We start from the raw sequence: 17,093 nt of genomic DNA on the forward strand, positions 1-17,093 counted from the left end.
CCTACCGCTCATATTTGAGGAGTAGGCTGTGGTTGAGAGCTTTTTTGATAAAAAAACAGAATGTCTAACGATCCATGTGAAAGGGCGTTTTGATTACAGTTGTCATAAGGCATTTAAAGAAGCTTTTACTGCGGTTAGCAAGGTAAAGTCTTATGAAGTCAATCTAGCGGATGTGTCTTATCTTGATAGTTCAGCTCTTGGCATGTTGTTGTTGCTTAGAGATCATGCAGGTGAAGAAAAAGCGCAGATTCGTTTGGTTCATGTGAATGATGCCGTTATTGATATTCTTAAGATTGCTAATTTTCATCGGCTTTTTGATATTACTGAGTAGTTTTGTATGGAACAAGTTTTAACCATATTGATTGCGGATGACAACCCTTCGGATCGTATTTTATTGAAAGCGATTTTAAGTCAATTTGGCCACAACGTTATTTCAGCTGTTGATGGGCAAGATGCTATTGATAAGTTTGATCCCCATACAATTCAGCTGGTGTGCTTAGATATAAAAATGCCTCACAAAGATGGCTGGGAAGCGGCACTCGAAATCCAGCGTATCGCGGGTGATGTTTTTGTTCCTATTGTTTTCCTTTCTGGTGTAACTGATCCTATTGCTTTGTCAAACTGCTTGCGGATTGGTGGCATTGATTTTATTTCAAAACCATATAGTCCTGCCCTTATTACTGCGAAGCTAAATGCCATAGTCAGGCTTTTGGTTATGCAAAAAACGCTTGAAGAGCAGCGTGATGCAATGAGCTTGTATAATGAGCAATTGCTCAACGAGCAAGAAGTTGCGAAAGTTGTTTATGAAAATATAACCAACTCAAATTGTTTGAAGGATCCTGCGCTTTCTACCATTCATTATGGAACCCATATCTTTAATGGTGATGTGATTTTAGCTGCTTACAAGCCAAACGGCGGTATGCATATATTGTTAGGTGATTTCACAGGTCATGGCCTTTCTGCTGCAATTGGTGCGTTACCGCTTGCTGATATTTTCTTTGATTGGACGAAAAAAGGCTTTCTGATGCGTCAAATTATCCCTGAGATAAACGCGCGTCTAAAAGGAATTTTGCCATCGAATATGTTTTGTAGTGCAGCGTTCATTGATATAAAAGTGAATAATAAGAGTATTGAAGTTTGGAATGGCGGATTGCCTGATTTATTGTTCTTCCCTCAAAATGCAGACAGACCGGTCAAACTTACCTCTAAAAACTTACCTTTGGGGGTTCTTTCTCCTGATACGTTTGAGTGCCAAATTGATCCTATGTCTTTTGTTCCTGGTGATAGGTTGATGGCATTTTCTGATGGTGTTTATGAGGCGTTGGATTTATCTGGGCAGATGTTTTGTCATTCTGTACTTAATCCGCTCTATCAAGGTGAAATTGATGCTGATCAGTCAGTTGATTGGCTTATTCAACAGTTAGAGCGAGAAGGGGTTTTAGCGAATCCACATGATGATATTTCATGCCTAAGTGTTCGTCTGGATACTAATATAGGAATTGATTCATCTGAGCATAAAGTATCAAGAGGGCATGATGAGGCGCCTGCTGACTTTTCGTTTGAGTACGTATTGAATGCAGATTCGCTGCGTAATACAGATCCTTTACCTTATGTATTACAAATATTAACAACTGTTCCGGGGCTAAGTAGCTTTTCTAGTCAAATATTCATGATTCTTTCTGAGCTCTATTCAAATGCACTTGAACACGGTGTCTTGAAGTTAAGCTCTGATAAAAAAAGCTCTAGTGATGGCTTCTCTCTTTATTATGAGGAGCGTGAGCGTAACCTTGCTAATTTACAAGATGGCTATGTTAAAATTTCAGTTAAAGTAACGTCTGATAATAACAACAGAGCGCTAATTTTGTATGTTGAGGACAGTGGTTCAGGGTTTGATTTTCAGGATGTCAATTATGATATATCCAATACTGAGTTACTCTACAACCGAGGCTTGGCTCTGTTGGATCAGCTCTGCTCAAAGCTAGAATTCTCTAAAGGTGGAAGTGCTGTAACGGCACATTATCATTGGCAGGTTGGTCTAGATGGCAGGGCTATATAGTGTTGGCCTCGCTATTGCATAGTCTTCTCTATCGTTGGAGGAAATTATGCGCACAGATTCAAATACGGTATTGTCTTTACCTTCAGGTGTTCCACCTAAAAAGTCTGCCTTGACTAAGGCTTCCACTAATAACGGGGCAGCTTTTGAAAATGATTTTAATAGAGCAAAAGAAACTATTCGTCCCCAAAAACCATCAGCTACTGATGCTCCAGCGGCTTCTAGCTCTTCAGTATCTTCATCTGCTACTGATGCTCCAGCAGCTTCTAGCTCTTCAGTGTCCTCATCTGCTAATTCATCGTCCACAATGACTAAAACGCTTGATAAGAATGCGACGCCTATTAGTGGCAATGATAAAGTCTCTACATCTTCGACTGGTTCTTCTGGTGTTGTAGCTGTTACTAAGCTAGCTGTTGCTGCGCCAGCTGTATCTCAAGATAGCGGCAAGGCCTTGCAGCAAGATGGCCAGGTATCTCCTGCTGATGGCTTACTTATAGCTGTTTCCGCAGAAAATTCAAAACTTCTTGCGACCGCGGTTCCGTCTGATTTGCAATATACGGAAATTGATTCTTCATTATTGTCTGATTTTGATGGGGCGCAACAAGAAGAAGCGGGGGCGCAAAACCTACTGGCTGACAATGCGGTTGTTGGTGATGTGGGCCCAGTTGCAGTAGCGCCGATCGCGACAGAAAACGCGTCTAAAGATGCTGTTGTTACAGGGCTTAGTTCAGGTGCTGGTGTTGTCGGTTTAGATACTATAAGACGGACCGTAGTCAGTGATGTAAAAAACATTGATTCAGCATTAAATGAAACGACTGCTTCAGAAGATGTTATAGAACCATCCGTTGGTGATGATAAAAGCGAGTTATCTTGGGTCTTGTCTCAAATGGAAGCGTCAGGTGTGAAAGCGCCACCTGCAAGTTCAATTGGCGAAACAGTACTTAATACAACTAAAGTTGCGTCATCCGTTGCTGCTGGTGTTATTGCCGCAGGAGCAATGGGTAAAGGAAGCCGTACTGAGCCTGTACCAGCTTCTCTGCTAAACGAGGGGGATTTATCAGGAGAGTCTAATTTAAATGTTGCAGATGCTCTTTTGGATGAAGATGGCGTCTTAATTAATGAGCCTATTGAGTTGCGTAAAAAAGAACAGGAGGCCCTGCTTGGTCGAATGTCTGCACAGATTGATGGTAAGCAGAATGATGATGCTTCACCGGGAGGCTTAAATAGTTCGCTTCATAATAATGCTAGTCGCCCTGCAGTTGCCGCTGCGGCCCTTAATGCTTCTATGTCTAATCCTCAGGCCAACAACTTGGCAATGAGTTTGCCGCCAGGTCATCCCGGCTGGGCAAATGAGATGAGTCAGAAGGTTGCTTGGATTGCACGTGATGGCGGTCATACCGCACATATTAGGTTAGACCCACCCGAATTAGGTAGTTTGACGGTTAAAGTTTCGGTCGACAGTGACTCTAATACACAAATAAGCTTTATTGCTGCGACACCACAAGCACGGGACTTGTTGGAAGGGCAAATGGGGCGCTTGAGAGAAATGTTGGCTCAGCAAGGAATGGACTTGAGCCGAGCAGATGTTGATGTTTCGCAACAAGATACTTCTGGTGCGCAAGATAGGGCTAATAATCGTAATAATGGCTCGCCTCAAGGTAGTGTTGCTAGTAATGATGAAGTCGATGAAGAGCTGATTGCGAAAAACTTATCATATGTTTCTGCGTCCGGTATTGATTACTATGCTTAAACTTATGAGAAATTGATGGTGCTATGTTTGATTCTTTGTAGAATAGAGGATTGTTAGTGCACAAGAGCGTGGTAAGCGTTCTTAATAAAGAAATTGATACACCTAAGGTTTATGAATATGGCAGAAGAAGACGGTTTGGATATTGGTGCAGAAGAGGGAAAGTCTGGTGGTAAGAAAAAGCTTATTATCATTATTCTTCTAGTTTTGGTTCTGGTTGGAGGTGGTGCAGCGGCTTACTTCTTGTTTTTTAGTGGCTCTTCTGATGAGGGTGGCGATTCAGCGGAATCTGCCGAGGCTGCCTTGGCTAATGAACCTTCTACGTATTTGGCATTAGATCCAGCTTTTACTGTCGATTTTATGGTTGATGGTAAGCAACGCTATGTGCAGCTTAATATGTCTGTTAAGTCAAAAAATATGGAGCAAATTAATGCGGTTACGCTTCATATGCCTTTAATTCGTAATAGTTTGGTTTTGTTATTTTCCAGCCAATCGTTTGTTGATTTACAGACAGCCGATGGTAAAGAGGCGTTAAAAAAAGCGTCGCTTGACGCAATCAATGGAATTCTTGAGCAGGAAACTGGTCAAGGAGGTATTGATGCTGTGTTATTCACTAACTTTGTGATGCAATAGAATTATGTCAGCTCAAGATCTGTTATCTCAGGACGAAATTGATGCCCTCTTACATGGTGCAGATGAAAAGCCTGTAGAAGAGGATAATCGGGATGCTAATGGTGTGGCATCCTATGACATTACGAGTCAAGAACGTATTGTGCGTGGGCGTATGCCTACGCTGGAAATGATAAACGAACGTTTCGCGCGTTACACACGTATTAGTTTGTTTAACATGCTTCGTCGTACTGCAGATGTTTCATCTGGTGGTCTACAGGTAATGAAGTTTGGTGAATACGTTCATACGCTTTATGTGCCTACCAGTTTGAATTTGGTGAAATTCCGCCCACTAAGAAGCACTGCGTTGTTTATACTTGATGCCAAATTGGTGTTTAAGCTAGTAGACAATTTTTTTGGTGGTGATGGGCGACATGCTAAGATTGAGGGGCGAGAATTTACCCCAACTGAAATTCGTATTGTGCAGTTGATGCTTGAACAAGTTTTCAAGGATTTAACAGAAGCTTGGGCGCCAGTATTAAAATTAGAGCTGGAATATATTAGTTCTGAAGTAAACCCTGCAATGGCGAATATTGTGAGCCCTAGCGAGGTTGTTGTTGTTTCCACTTTTCATATCGAGTTGGATGGAGGTGGTGGTGAGCTGCATATTACTCTGCCTTACTCTATGATTGAGCCTGTGCGTGAATTGCTTGATGCGGGTGTTCAGAGTGACGTGGATGAAAAGGATGACCGCTGGGGCAAGTCCTTAGAACAAGACGTGAAAGAGATTGATGTTAGGCTATCTGTCAATGTTGCGAATCGAAAAATCTCACTTGGTGAGGTATTAAAGTTCAAAGCTGGAGATATCATTCCGATAGAGATGCCTGAGTTTGTAACAGTTCGAGCGAATGGTGTGCCAACCTTTAAAGGCAAATTGGGCGTCAGTAATGAACGCTATTCAGTACAAATGCAAGAAAGTTTCAAAGCGAAGGTGACGAAATAACATGGCAGAAGAACAAAACCCAGATGCAGCAGGCATGGACGAAGATTTAGCCGACGAATGGGCTGCAGCAATGTCTGAAGCGGGGGAGACAGAAGATGGTGAAGGGATTGAAGACGAATGGGCTGCGGCAATGTCTGAGCAAAAAGTCGAGCCTGTTAAGCTAGAAACGCTGACTAATCCTTCTGTACCTAGTGGTGGAGTTGGTTCTGATCTCGATTTGATTATGGATATTCCGGTAGTTCTTTCTATGGAATTGGGGAATACGGAAATAGCAATTCGAAACTTAATGCAGTTGACACAAGGGTCTGTTGTTGAGCTTGATCGTTTTGCTGGAGAGCCTTTGGATGTACTTGTAAATGGTACATTGATTGCTCATGGTGAAGTGGTTGTAGTTAATGATAAGTATGGCATTCGTTTAACGGATGTTGTGAGCCCTAGTGAGCGTATTAGACGACTGAAGTAGTGTAAATTGATTTTTTCTTTATTTAATCGTTATGTCTTCACGGCCATGCTTTGCATGGCCGTTCCCTATTTGCATGCTGTAGGTGTGCAAGAAATGTCTGCTACTTCCTCTATTTGGAAGGTGGTTATTTCTTTAATCTTTGTTATTGCTTTTATACCTGCTTGTCTTTGGTTAATGAAACGCTTTCAATTTGCTCAAATGAAGTTGGGGCAGTCAGATATTAAAATAGTGAATGTCCAGTCTTTGGGAGCAAAAGAGAAGCTGATGCTTGTTGAAGTGGAAGGGGAGCGTTTACTAATTGGTGTCACTGCGCATTCTATTAGTAATCTGCGAAGTTTTCCGTCTAAGGCTGCATCGTTTGCTTCTATGATGGAGGAAGTTGATAGGGAAAACTCTACTGACAATAAGAGCAATGGGGATATCTTGTGATTCGTTTTGTTCTGCTTTTGTCGTTAGTGTTTCCTGCTTTCTCATGGGCTGAAGTGGGGTTGCCTGCGGTAAAAGTCGTAACGAATGCCGATGGTAGTCAAGACTACACTGTTTCGTTGCAAATTCTTTTTATCATGACCGCATTGACGCTTTTACCGGCGGCTTTGATGATGATGACAGCATTCACTCGAATTATTGTTGTGTTGGCTATTTTGCGTCAAGCCATCGGTTTGCAGCAAACGCCCTCTAACCAGATTATGATTGGGATGGCGTTATTTTTAACCTTGTTCATCATGACGCCGACGCTGGATAGGGTGAATGAAGTGGCTTTGCAGCCATATTTAAAAGAAGAAATGACGTCGATTCAGGCTGTTGAAGCTGCATCTGTTCCTGTGCGAGATTTTATGTTGGCGCAAACAAGAGAGGACGATATTGCTCTTTTTGTTAAATTGGCAGGCAAGGAAGGTACTATTCAGTCAATGGACACGCTCCCATTTACCATACTGATGCCAGCATTTGTGACAAGTGAGCTTAAAACCGCCTTTCAGATCGGTTTTATGATTTTTATTCCATTTTTGATTGTTGATATGGTGGTGGCGAGTGTTTTGATGGCAATGGGTATGATGATGTTGTCACCTATCATTATATCGTTACCTTTTAAAATCATGCTTTTTGTCATGGTTGATGGTTGGTCTATGATTATGGGTACTTTGGCGGCGAGTTTCGGGATTTAATTATGAATCCTCAAGTGGTGTTAGATTTATATGGACAAGGCTTTTACTTAATTGTTTTGATCGTTGGCGTTGTGATGGTGCCCAGTCTTATCGTCGGTTTGATTGTAAGTGTGTTTCAAGCTGCAACACAGATTAACGAGCAAACCTTGTCTTTTTTGCCGAGGTTGATTGTTACTATTTTAGTCATCATGCAATTGGGACCGTGGATCTTGATGAAGTTAATGGATTTCACGACTAATTTATTTATTAATATTCCTATGATAATAGGCTGATGTTAGAGCTTCATCCAGATCAACTGATGAGCTTGACGATCAGTTTTCTTTTGCCTTTTTTTCGCATAGGCGCTTTTTTTATGGCGCTGCCTTTATTTGGTAGTCGTCTAGTTAGTCCGCGAGTGCGTATTGCGTTTTCCTTTCTTGTTGCCATTATTATCACTCCTGTTATTGATGTCCCTAATTATGATCCTATTTCTCCTGCTTATATTGTGTTGATTGCAGAGCAATTAGTGATTGGTTTTGTGTTGGGTTTTGTTGTCACTATTTTGTTTCAGTTGTTTTCACTGGCTGGACAGTTGGCGGCAATGAAGGCTGGCTTGGGTTTTGCTATGTCTAATGATCCTGCTAATGGTATTTCGGTTGCGACGCTTGGTCAGTATTATTTATCGATGGTGGCGTTGGCCTTCCTTGGGACGAATGGCCATTTGGTTATGATAGAGTATTTGGCTGAAAGTTTTAATTATTGGCCTATTGGCAGTGGTTTTGACAGTCAGCGTTATTGGCAGCTAGTGTTGCTGGGTGGGTGGATGTTTGAAAAAGCATTACTCATCGTGTTGCCTTTAGCTGTTGCTGTATTAGTAATTAACTTGTCTTTTGGTGTGGTTGCTAAGGCATCGCCACAATTGAACGTTTTTGCGTTGGGTTTTCCAATCATAATGCTATTTTCTTTGTTCTTTTTCTGGATTATGTTGGATGATTTCTTAAACATCTATTTGTTGTTTTTCGCAGAAATGATTGATTGGATGAAGGATACGTGGGGGATTCGTTTAAATGGCTGAGAATGAAGACGGTAGCGAAAAGACGGAGAGTGCCAGTAGTAAGAAGCTTCAGGATGCTCGAAATAAAGGTAATCTCCCTCGTTCTAAAGATTTAAGTTCTGCCCTTTTGCTAATAGTGGCTGCGGCAACTATTTACGGAACGGGGACTCTACTAGTTCGTGATCTCGCTGTGTTATTTGATTTTAATTTTTTGGTCGAGCGGGCGGATGTTTTTGATTTAAGTCGTATGGTTTTTCATCTATACGAGTCTGTTGTGGCTATGATGGACTCTATGGTTCTGCTGATGGCTGTTTTAGCTGTTGCTGGTATTGTTGGCAGTATTGCTTTGGGAGGGTTGAATTTTTCTTGGGAGCCTTTGACTCCAAAGCTTAGTAAAATGAGCCCAATAGCAGGTTTGAAGCGAATGTTTTCGGTGCAATCTTTGGTGGAGCTTTTTAAGTCTATTGCCAAAGTGACGTTGGTCGGTTTTGTTGCCGTGGTAGTATTAAATTACTTTTTACCAGAAATGCTCGGGTTAACCTTTCAATCGATGCAGCTGGCTATTACTCATGGTATTGATATCGTTATTTGGTCTTTTGTTTTTGTTACGCTTGCTTTAGCGCTGATCGCTGCGATTGATGTGCCTTTTCAAGTTTGGTCACATAAAGAAAAACTAAAAATGACCAAGCAGGAAGTAAAAGATGAATACAAGCAGCAAGAGGGTGATCCTTTGGTGCGAGGTCGAATTCGTCAGATGCAGCGTCAAGCGGCAATGAATCGAATGATGTCTGATGTCCCAAGTGCCGATGTTATTATTACTAACCCCACGCATTTCTCTGTGGCCCTGAAGTATGATCAAACGGGTGGTGCTGCTCCAGTGCTGCTCGCAAAAGGTGGCGATTTTATTGCATTGAAAATTCGTGAAGTCGGCAATCACTATGATATCCCTGTGATACAATCGCCCGCATTAGCAAGGGCGATATATCATCACACTAAGATTGGTGATGAGATACCTCAAGGTTTATTTAAAGTGGTTGCTCAGTTATTGGCTTATGTATATCAGCTGCGTAACGCTCGTATGGGAGCGCCGCGCCCAGAAACGATGCCAAACTTAGATGTGCCTGATGAATTTCAGTGGGACGGTAGTTAATCATGTTTTGTAGTAATTCTTCCAATAAGGATGTCGTGTGAATTTTGACCGCGGTCGGCTTACTGGGCAGGTTCAGAGTATTTTTAGTGGGAATTTAGGTATTCCTATCTTGTTGTTGTCGCTTTTAGCGATGATGATCTTACCCATCCCCGCTTTTTTATTAGACGTTCTTTTTACCTTTAATATTGCTTTGGCCATTGTTGTTTTACTGGTTGCTATTTATTCAATGCGGCCTTTAGATTTTGCTGTGTTCCCCACTGTTTTGTTGGTGTCTACGTTAATGAGGTTGGCTCTTAACGTGGCGTCTACTCGTGTGGTTTTGTTGAATGGTCATGAAGGTGGTGATGCTGCTGGTAAGGTGATTCAGGCTTTCGGCGAAGTGGTTATCGGTGGTAACTACGTTGTTGGTTTTGTTGTGTTTGCTATTTTGATGATCATAAACTTTGCCGTAGTGACAAAGGGTGCTGGTCGTATCTCGGAAGTAAGTGCGCGTTTTACCTTGGATGCGATGCCGGGTAAGCAGATGGCTATTGATGCTGATTTAAATGCGGGCATGATCGATGCTGATCAGGCTAAGCAGCGTCGTACAGAAATTGCATCCGAAGCTGAGTTCTATGGTTCTATGGATGGTGCCTCAAAATTCGTAAAAGGGGATGCTGTCGCTGGTTTGCTTATTCTCGGTATCAATATAATTGGAGGTTTATCCATTGGTATGGCGCAGCATGATCTTTCGTTCTCGGAAGCCATTGAGCGTTATTCGTTATTGACTATTGGTGACGGTTTGGTTGCTCAGCTTCCATCTTTAATGCTGTCGACTGCTGCAGCAATTATGGTGACCCGTGTTAATGAAACGGGCGATATGGGTTCCCAGATTGTTCGTCAGATGTTTGGGTCATCAAAGGCTTTATATGTTGCTGCTGGTGTGATGACTATTATGGGAATAGTCCCAGGTATGCCGCATTTTTCTTTCTTATCGTTGGCGGCTTGTTTGGGTGGTCTTGCTTATTTTCTTGAGTACAGAAAGAAACAGAAGCCTAAACCAGGTCCAAAAAGTACCGGTAAGACTTCCTCTGATAATCCTGCGCCAGCAGAAGTGAAAGATCTTAGTTGGGATGATGTTGCGCCGGTTGATATGCTTGGTTTAGAGGTGGGTTATCGTTTGATACCTTTGGTGGATAAGACCCAGGGTGGTGAGTTGTTAGCTAGAATCAAAGGTGTGCGTCGAAAGCTATCGCAGGATTTGGGTTTTTTAGTACCAAGTGTACATATTCGAGATAACTTAGACTTGATGCCGAATGCCTATCGGGTAACTCTTATGGGAGTGAGTTTGGCTGAAGCGGAAGTTCATCCAGATAAAGATTTGGCAATCGATCCTGGGCAGGTATTTGGCTCGATTGATGGTATCGCGGGTAAAGATCCATCGTTTGGTTTGGATGCGGTCTGGATTGATCCTAAGAAAAGGGATCAGGCGCAAACTTATGGCTATACTGTTGTCGATGTAAGTACTGTGGTTGCGACTCATATTAACCAGATTATGCATAAGCATGCCTATGAATTGATTGGTCATGATGAGGTTCAACAGTTGCTGAGTTTGTTGAAGCAATATAATCCTAAATTGGCTGAAGAATTGGTGCCAAATACTATACCGTTGAGTGTTCTTCTGAAGGTGTTGCAGAACTTATTGATAGAAGGTGTTCCTTTAAGAGATATGCGAACTATTGCGGAGTCGATTATGGGAGTGCAGCCGAAAACTCAAGATCCAATGATATTGACTGCGGCGGTGCGGACGTCATTATCTCGCTTGATTATTCAGACATTGGCGGATGGCGTTGAAGAGATTCCTGTGTTAACGCTAGAACCTAAATTGGAAAAAATGCTTATGCAGACTGTTCAGCAAAGTCAGCAGTCTGGTATTAAAAATGAAGAAGCACTGATTTTAGAGCCGCAAATGGCCGAACAGTTGCAGGCTTCGTTGCGGCAGTCGGCAGAGCAGCAAGAAGCAATGGGAAATACTCCTATCTTAATTGTGTCAGCGCCTATACGTCCTATGTTGGCGCGTTTTATGCGTTATGGTATGGTGAATATGTCAGTGCTTTCATATCAAGAAGTGCCAGATCATAAACGCATTACTGTGGTGGGTGTTATAGGTCAATAAGATCTACCTATTAACGTGATGGATTGTATCTATATTTATTGTAATCTTTCGGGTAAGCTATGGATTTGTAAGAAAAATAAACTGGAAGGATTAAGTTATTCATGCAAATTAGGCGGTTTAGAGCACCTGACATGCGGCAAGCGATACGGAAGGTTCGTGATGCTGTAGGCCCTGATGCGGTCATTTTGTCAAATCAACGTCTGCCTACCGGTGAGATAGAAATAGTTGCTGCTCTAGATTATGATGGATCCTTGCCTTCTAGTATGACTTCTAAACGGTCATCTGCGCCTCGTTCTGAACAATATGTTGACCCAAGTGCTGACTATTTAGAGCGCATAGAAAGAGCGAAGCAGCAGACGCCGCCTCAGGTTTCCTCACCTTCATATTCTGAAAAACGTCCTACAGCACAGTTTGAAATGCCACCCTTGTCAAGTGACAGAGAAGATCCTGCAGTTGAGGAAGCTTTGTCTATTCGCAATAGTGATAGTGCTAAGCAATTACGAGACATGGAACTTGAGTTGAAAAATGTTCGAGCTATGCTCGAGCAGCGTCAGCAAAATGAAAGCCGATCCGAAGCAAAAGAAAATGCAGTTGAGCTACGTGCCCGCGAAAAATTAAAAGGTTTAGGCTTATCAGATTTTGTTGTTTCTAGGTTGATTGACGATATTGATTTAAAAGGCCGTGAAGATGACTGGAACCGGTTGTTGGCTCATTTGGCAGATTATATTCCTATTCGCTCTAGCTCTTCAGAACTTAGAGGCTGCATAGCATTCATGGGGCCTACCGGAGTAGGGAAGACAACAACGATTGGTAAGATTGCTGCTCAGCATGTTTTAAAACATGGTTCTGAGGGTGTTGTTTTAATTACTACTGATACCTATCGTATTGCAGCGCATGAGCAATTACGAACTTTTGGCCGTATTCTAAATGTGCCAGTTGAAGTGGTTAATGAATATTCAGATCTAAATGAAGTATTAGCAAAATACGCTAATTATTCTTTAGTGCTTGTTGATACTGCAGGCATGAACCCAAGAGATTCAAATCTTGAGCGACAGCTTTTAATGATGAAGCGTGCGCGAGCAAGTCTTAAAAAATTACTAGTATTACCATGTACAAGCCAAAGACAAGTATTAAAAACAGTTGTAGATGTTTATTCTCAAGTTCAATTAGATGGCTGTGTTTTAAGTAAACTTGATGAATCTGCTTCACTTGGTGAGGCTATTAGTGTAGTTATTGAGGAAGGTCTTCCTGTTGTATATATAGCAGATGGACAAAGAATTCCTGATGATATCGAGCCAGCTAGGGCGCATAACTTGATTAGTAGGGCTGTATATACTGCAGAACATTACAGTCAGCTTTATGGGTCACTAAAGTATGGTAGTTAGTAAAATTTTGTTATTACTGAAAGCGTTGCGCCAAACTATGTAGTACAGTTAGTTAGCGCAACTAACTTAAATGGTAAAGGTTGCTTAGACTATTTTATGCAGACCAAAAATGGATATAACACTTACTCTAAAAAAGCGACGCTTTCGATTGATGCGATTGTTGAGCAGTATGGGTATTTGGTAAAGAAAATTGCTTATCATCTATTAGCGCGTTTGCCTGATAGCGTGGATGTCGATGATTTAATTCAAGCTGGCATGATGGGGTTGATTGAGGCGTATAAACGGTTTGAGTCGACTAAAGGTGCTAGCTTTGAAACTTACGCAGGTATTCGAATTCGCGGCTCCATCATGGATGAAGTGCGAAAAACTGATTGGGCACCTCGTTCTGTTCGACGTAATGGAAGAGCTGTTGCTAATGCGATTAAAGAATTAGAGGCCAAGTTAGGTCGAGAGGTGTCTGATATGGAAGTGGCATCTCATATGAATATAAGTATGGATGAATATCATGAAATGATTCATTCATCCATGTCGACCCAGTTGTTTAGCTATGAAGAAATGCTAGACTCTGATACAAATAATTTAGACAGTATTGAATCTGAGGTAGAAAATGCACCTTATTCGCTAGTAGAGGAGGGTGGTTTTCAAAATCAATTAGCAAAAGAAATTGATGATTTACCTGAAAGAGAAAAGTTGGTTTTGTCTCTTTATTATAATGAAGAACTCAACTTGAAAGAAATTGGTGCTGTATTAGGCGTCAGTGAATCAAGAGTCAGTCAAATTCATAGTCAAGCGGCTATGCGATTACGAGCTCGATTAAGCGATTGGCGAGATTAATTATGAGTTGTGGAATATTACCTTTGGGGTGTGGAGGTTGCATTGGATAAAAACATGAAGATCCTGATTGTTGATGATTTCTCGACAATGAGACGAATCATTAAAAACTTATTACGGGATTTAGGGTTTACCAATACAGTTGAAGCTGATGATGGAACAACTGCGTTGCCTATACTTCAAGCTGGAACAATTGATTTTCTTGTTACTGATTGGAATATGCCTGGCATGACTGGTATTGAGCTGCTTCGTGCAGTTCGTGCTGATGAAAAGTTGAAAAGCATTCCAGTTCTTATGGTAACGGCAGAAGCAAAGCGTGACCAAATTATTGCTGCAGCTCAGGCTGGAGTGAACGGTTACGTAGTTAAGCCTTTTACTGCGGTGGCTCTCAAAGAAAAAATTGAGAAAATATTCGAACGAATAGACGCTGCCAAATAGGGAAATTAGATGTCAAATGTATTGGGATCTGGACTAGTGGAATTTGAAAACCTAGTAAAAGATGGTGCTGTAGAGCTTTTAAATCACATTGAAGTCGGTGATTTCAGTGGTGCTATTAAAATCATCCAAGAGTTAAGTGAAGCTCGTCATAAAAGTTTTTATAACGAAGTGGGGTTTTTAACTCGAAGTCTGCATGATGCTATTCGTGATTTTCAGATTGACTCAATTGACTTAGTTGTCGGCGAAGGCGGAAAAGATTCTGCTACTAAAATAACTGATGCTTCTGATCGACTGAACTATGTTATTGAAACGACTAGTGCGGCTGCCAATAAAACGATGGACATGGTGGACAGTAGTGTTCCTGTGGCTAGTGAACTACAGAGTCAGGCAAGGGAACTGCGAAAAGACTGGAGTCGCTTAATTCAGCGAGACTTAACACCTCAAGAATTTAGAGACTTGTATAAGCGTATTGATGTCTTTTTGTCTTATGCTGATGACAGTGCCACTACCTTGCATTCAAACCTCAACACAATTCTTCTAGAGCAAGGTTATCAAGACCTAACGGGTCAAGTAATCGCTAGAGTGAATGATTTAATTCGAGATGTAGAAGAAAAACTTGTGCATCTCGTTGCTGTTGCTGGACGCGTTGATAGTATCTCGGGGATTGAACACCAAGAGAAAGAGTCTGAACACGATGACACTCGTGGACATGGCCCAGCTATTAATAAACAAAACAACCCTGAAGTACTGAATAGTCAAGACGAAGTAGACGACTTGCTATCAAGTCTTGGTTTCTAGAAGGAGCTGAGGATGAGTTTCGAGGTCGATGAAGAGATTCTACAAGATTTTTTGGTAGAAGCTGGTGAAATTCTAGAACAGCTTTCCGAACAACTGGTAGATTTAGAGCAAAATCCAGACGATAAGCAGCTGCTTAACGCGATTTTTCGTGGTTTCCACACTGTAAAAGGTGGTGCTGGATTTTTACAATTAACTGCTTTGGTTGATTGTTGCCATTATGCTGAAAACGTTTTTGATATTTTAAGAAACGGTCAGCGTAAAATAGATTCTGATTTGATGGATATTGTTTTACAGGCTCTTGATGCTGTAAATGAAATGTTCGATGCAGTACGTGCTGGCGGTGAGCCTGAACGTGCTTCACCAGAGTTAATTGCAGCACTTAGTGTGTATGCGAAGCCTCCAACTGCAGAAGAACTTGCAGGTGCTGCTGATGAAGAGTTAGATGAAGTTGAAGATGTTGCCGAAGAGCAAGATGATACTGATGTTGAAGAAACTGAAGACGTAGTTTCTGTAGCAGATGAATCTGTCGATATTTCTGACGATGAATTTGAATCTTTACTAGATGCCTTGGGTGATACTTCATCTGACGATAGTACTGAAAAAAGTGGCGTATCAACTGCTCCAAGAACGGACGACGAAATTACAGAAGATGAATTTGATGCATTGCTGAATCAACTTCATGGTAGTGGGGCGCCTGGAATTAATGATGGTCCAGAAGATAGTACTAATTCAAGCGCTATTTCTTCTGACGAAATTACTGAAGACGAGTTTGAAGAGCTACTTGATAAGCTTCATGGCGAAACTCCAGCTTCTGGTAAAAAAGAAGACAAATCTAAAGCTGATACTAATGCTGCGGCATCTAGTGCAGGTGCAGAATCTGATTTAATTACTGAAGATGAATTTGAGTCTCTTTTAGATAGCTTACAAAGTAAAGGTGGAGCAGAAAAAGCAGAGGCTCCTACTGCAAAGCCTGAGCCTAAAGCAGCATCTGCTAAGCCAAAACCAGCACCTAAACCTGTTCCGAAGCCTGCTCCTAAGGCTCCAGAGCCTGAAGCTGATAGCGTTAAAGAGAAAACGGCTAACGCACCTGTTACCCAAGAGGCAACGGTTCGCGTAGATACTAAACGTCTAGATGACATAATGAACATGGTGGGTGAGCTAGTATTAGTTCGAAACCGCCTTGTTCGATTGGGGCTTCAAAGTGAAGACGAGTCGATGGGGAAAGCAGTTGCTAACTTAGATGTTGTGACTGGTGATCTGCAAAACGCGGTAATGAAAACGCGTATGCAGCCTATCAAAAAAGTATTTGGACGTTTTCCACGAGTTGTTCGAGATCTTGCTCGTAATATGAAGAAAGAGGTTAACCTTGTTCTTCGTGGTGAAGAGACCGATCTAGATAAGAACTTAGTTGAGGCATTGGCTGATCCTTTAGTTCACTTGGTGCGTAATTCTGTAGATCATGGTGTAGAAGCGCCCGATGTTCGCGAAGCGAGCGGCAAGCCTCGAATGGGGACGGTAATTCTGTCTGCTGAACAGGAAGGTGATCATATCTTGCTATCCATCGAAGATGATGGTGCTGGTATGGATCCTAATCTGCTTAGAAGAAAAGCTGTTGAAAAAGGGGTAATGGATGCAGATGCAGCGGATAGATTGTCTGATGAAGAAGCGTTTAACTTAATCTTTGCTCCAGGCTTTTCTACTAAAGTAGAAATTACTGATGTATCTGGTCGTGGTGTAGGGATGGACGTTGTTAAGACGAAAATCTCGCAACTAAATGGCACATTGCAGATTAAGTCAGTTCTTGGGCAGGGGTCTCGCTTTATCATAAAAGTGCCATTAACGCTGGCAATTATGCCAACTCTAATGGTGACTTTATCTGATCAGGCATTTGCTTTTCCTTTAGTAAGTGTTAACGAGATTTTTCATCTCAACTTGAAGAAAACTAACGTGGTTGATGGCCAGCAAGTTGTTGTTATTCGAGGTAAAACCTTACCAATATTTCATCTGAAAAATTGGTTAATTAAGGGGAATAGCCGAGACAATTTACCTACTGAAGCTCATGTTGTTGTTGTTCAAGTGGGCATGAGTGAAGTCGGTTTTGTTGTTGATCAATTGGTTGGTCAAGAAGAAGTGGTTATAAAACCATTAGGTAAAATGTTGCAAGGTACCGCTGGTATGGCAGGTGCAACAATTACAGGTGATGGTCGTATTGCATTGATTCTGGATGTTCCTAGTATGCTTAAGTGTTACGCATCTAGGTAATAA

17 protein-coding genes are annotated in these 17,093 nt (G+C 41.7%); all 17 read left to right on the plus strand.

Translation table 11 applies throughout. The features are described from left to right. Positions 1-28 precede the first annotated feature (28 nt). The 17 genes from TY87_RS10705 to TY87_RS10785 all read left to right on the plus strand — a co-directional run bounded on the left by TY87_RS10705 (position 29) and on the right by TY87_RS10785 (position 17,090). On the plus strand, positions 29-331 hold the full coding sequence (locus tag TY87_RS10705; RefSeq protein ID WP_012071111.1) for an STAS domain-containing protein: 303 nt from the start codon (positions 29-31) through the stop codon (positions 329-331). A 6-nt stretch (positions 332-337) separates the two neighbouring features. Then, the gene (locus tag TY87_RS10710; RefSeq protein ID WP_072841258.1) at positions 338-2,056 is read left to right on the plus strand and encodes a fused response regulator/phosphatase; all 1,719 of its coding nucleotides are present in this window, start codon (positions 338-340) and stop codon (positions 2,054-2,056) included. A 46-nt stretch (positions 2,057-2,102) separates the two neighbouring features. Further along, the gene (locus tag TY87_RS10715; RefSeq protein ID WP_100187082.1) at positions 2,103-3,803 is read left to right on the plus strand and encodes a flagellar hook-length control protein FliK; all 1,701 of its coding nucleotides are present in this window, start codon (positions 2,103-2,105) and stop codon (positions 3,801-3,803) included. A 117-nt stretch (positions 3,804-3,920) separates the two neighbouring features. Next, a complete protein-coding gene (locus TY87_RS10720; protein ID WP_072841260.1) occupies positions 3,921-4,433 on the plus strand; it encodes a flagellar basal body-associated FliL family protein in 513 nt (170 codons plus the stop codon). 4 nt (positions 4,434-4,437) lie between these two features. Next, on the plus strand, positions 4,438-5,412 hold the full coding sequence (gene fliM / locus TY87_RS10725; protein ID WP_072841261.1) for a flagellar motor switch protein FliM: 975 nt from the start codon (positions 4,438-4,440) through the stop codon (positions 5,410-5,412). A 1-nt stretch (position 5,413) separates the two neighbouring features. Continuing rightward, positions 5,414-5,875, plus strand: a complete 462-nt coding sequence (gene fliN / locus TY87_RS10730) for a flagellar motor switch protein FliN (protein ID WP_072841262.1) — start codon at positions 5,414-5,416, stop codon at positions 5,873-5,875. Between the two features lie 6 nt (positions 5,876-5,881). After that, positions 5,882-6,304 carry a flagellar biosynthetic protein FliO gene (gene fliO, locus TY87_RS10735; RefSeq protein WP_232617107.1) on the plus strand — a complete coding sequence of 141 codons (423 nt, stop codon included), beginning with the start codon at positions 5,882-5,884 and terminating at the stop codon, positions 6,302-6,304. Further along, positions 6,301-7,038, plus strand: a complete 738-nt coding sequence (gene fliP / locus TY87_RS10740) for a flagellar type III secretion system pore protein FliP (RefSeq protein ID WP_072841263.1) — start codon at positions 6,301-6,303, stop codon at positions 7,036-7,038. Before fliO ends, fliP begins: the two co-directional genes overlap by 4 nt. 2 nt (positions 7,039-7,040) lie before the next feature. Next, positions 7,041-7,310, plus strand: coding sequence for a flagellar biosynthesis protein FliQ (gene fliQ, locus TY87_RS10745; protein ID WP_012071103.1), 270 nt, complete (start codon positions 7,041-7,043; stop codon positions 7,308-7,310). A gap of 26 nt (positions 7,311-7,336) precedes the next feature. Next, a complete protein-coding gene (gene fliR / locus TY87_RS10750; protein WP_269777510.1) occupies positions 7,337-8,092 on the plus strand; it encodes a flagellar biosynthetic protein FliR in 756 nt (251 codons plus the stop codon). Then, positions 8,085-9,221, plus strand: a complete 1,137-nt coding sequence (gene flhB / locus TY87_RS10755; protein ID WP_072841265.1) for a flagellar biosynthesis protein FlhB — start codon at positions 8,085-8,087, stop codon at positions 9,219-9,221. The genes fliR and flhB overlap by 8 nt, the downstream gene beginning before the upstream one ends. A 37-nt stretch (positions 9,222-9,258) precedes the next feature. Next, complete coding sequence (flhA, locus tag TY87_RS10760) at positions 9,259-11,376, plus strand: flagellar biosynthesis protein FlhA (RefSeq protein ID WP_100187083.1); 2,118 nt, start codon at positions 9,259-9,261, stop codon at positions 11,374-11,376. A 101-nt stretch (positions 11,377-11,477) separates the two neighbouring features. Further along, on the plus strand, positions 11,478-12,761 hold the full coding sequence (flhF, locus tag TY87_RS10765; protein WP_100187084.1) for a flagellar biosynthesis GTPase FlhF: 1,284 nt from the start codon (positions 11,478-11,480) through the stop codon (positions 12,759-12,761). Between the two features lie 96 nt (positions 12,762-12,857). Continuing rightward, the gene (locus tag TY87_RS10770; RefSeq protein WP_072841268.1) at positions 12,858-13,595 is read left to right on the plus strand and encodes an RNA polymerase sigma factor FliA; all 738 of its coding nucleotides are present in this window, start codon (positions 12,858-12,860) and stop codon (positions 13,593-13,595) included. 54 nt (positions 13,596-13,649) lie between these two features. Continuing rightward, positions 13,650-14,030 carry a chemotaxis response regulator CheY gene (locus tag TY87_RS10775; RefSeq protein WP_012071097.1) on the plus strand — a complete coding sequence of 127 codons (381 nt, stop codon included), beginning with the start codon at positions 13,650-13,652 and terminating at the stop codon, positions 14,028-14,030. A gap of 9 nt (positions 14,031-14,039) precedes the next feature. Next, a complete protein-coding gene (locus TY87_RS10780; protein ID WP_100187085.1) occupies positions 14,040-14,828 on the plus strand; it encodes a protein phosphatase CheZ in 789 nt (262 codons plus the stop codon). Positions 14,829-14,840: 12 nt separating this feature from the next. Then, positions 14,841-17,090 (plus strand): chemotaxis protein CheA, encoded by a 2,250-nt coding sequence (locus TY87_RS10785; RefSeq protein WP_100187086.1) that lies wholly within the window; start codon positions 14,841-14,843, stop codon positions 17,088-17,090. Positions 17,091-17,093: the final 3 nt, after the last annotated feature.

The sequence above is a fragment of the Marinomonas sp. BSi20584 genome (genome assembly GCF_002792415.1).
GTDB classification, from domain to species: domain Bacteria; phylum Pseudomonadota; class Gammaproteobacteria; order Pseudomonadales; family Marinomonadaceae; genus Marinomonas; species Marinomonas polaris.

Excerpts from the sequence above, each read along its gene's own strand:
- TY87_RS10710 (WP_072841258.1), top strand. The coding sequence starts at position 338 with ATGGAACAAGTTTTAACCATATTGATTGCGGATGACAACCCTTCGGAT.
- TY87_RS10715 (WP_100187082.1), top strand. The coding sequence starts at position 2,103 with ATGCGCACAGATTCAAATACGGTATTGTCTTTACCTTCAGGTGTTCCA.
- TY87_RS10720 (WP_072841260.1), top strand. The coding sequence starts at position 3,921 with ATGGCAGAAGAAGACGGTTTGGATATTGGTGCAGAAGAGGGAAAGTCT.
- fliM (WP_072841261.1), top strand. The coding sequence starts at position 4,438 with ATGTCAGCTCAAGATCTGTTATCTCAGGACGAAATTGATGCCCTCTTA.
- fliN (WP_072841262.1), top strand. The coding sequence starts at position 5,414 with ATGGCAGAAGAACAAAACCCAGATGCAGCAGGCATGGACGAAGATTTA.
- fliQ (WP_012071103.1), top strand. The coding sequence starts at position 7,041 with ATGAATCCTCAAGTGGTGTTAGATTTATATGGACAAGGCTTTTACTTA.
- fliR (WP_269777510.1), top strand. The coding sequence starts at position 7,337 with ATGAGCTTGACGATCAGTTTTCTTTTGCCTTTTTTTCGCATAGGCGCT.
- flhB (WP_072841265.1), top strand. The coding sequence starts at position 8,085 with ATGGCTGAGAATGAAGACGGTAGCGAAAAGACGGAGAGTGCCAGTAGT.
- flhF (WP_100187084.1), top strand. The coding sequence starts at position 11,478 with ATGCAAATTAGGCGGTTTAGAGCACCTGACATGCGGCAAGCGATACGG.
- TY87_RS10770 (WP_072841268.1), top strand. The coding sequence starts at position 12,858 with ATGCAGACCAAAAATGGATATAACACTTACTCTAAAAAAGCGACGCTT.
- TY87_RS10775 (WP_012071097.1), top strand. The coding sequence starts at position 13,650 with ATGAAGATCCTGATTGTTGATGATTTCTCGACAATGAGACGAATCATT.
- TY87_RS10780 (WP_100187085.1), top strand. The coding sequence starts at position 14,040 with ATGTCAAATGTATTGGGATCTGGACTAGTGGAATTTGAAAACCTAGTA.
- TY87_RS10785 (WP_100187086.1), top strand. The coding sequence starts at position 14,841 with ATGAGTTTCGAGGTCGATGAAGAGATTCTACAAGATTTTTTGGTAGAA.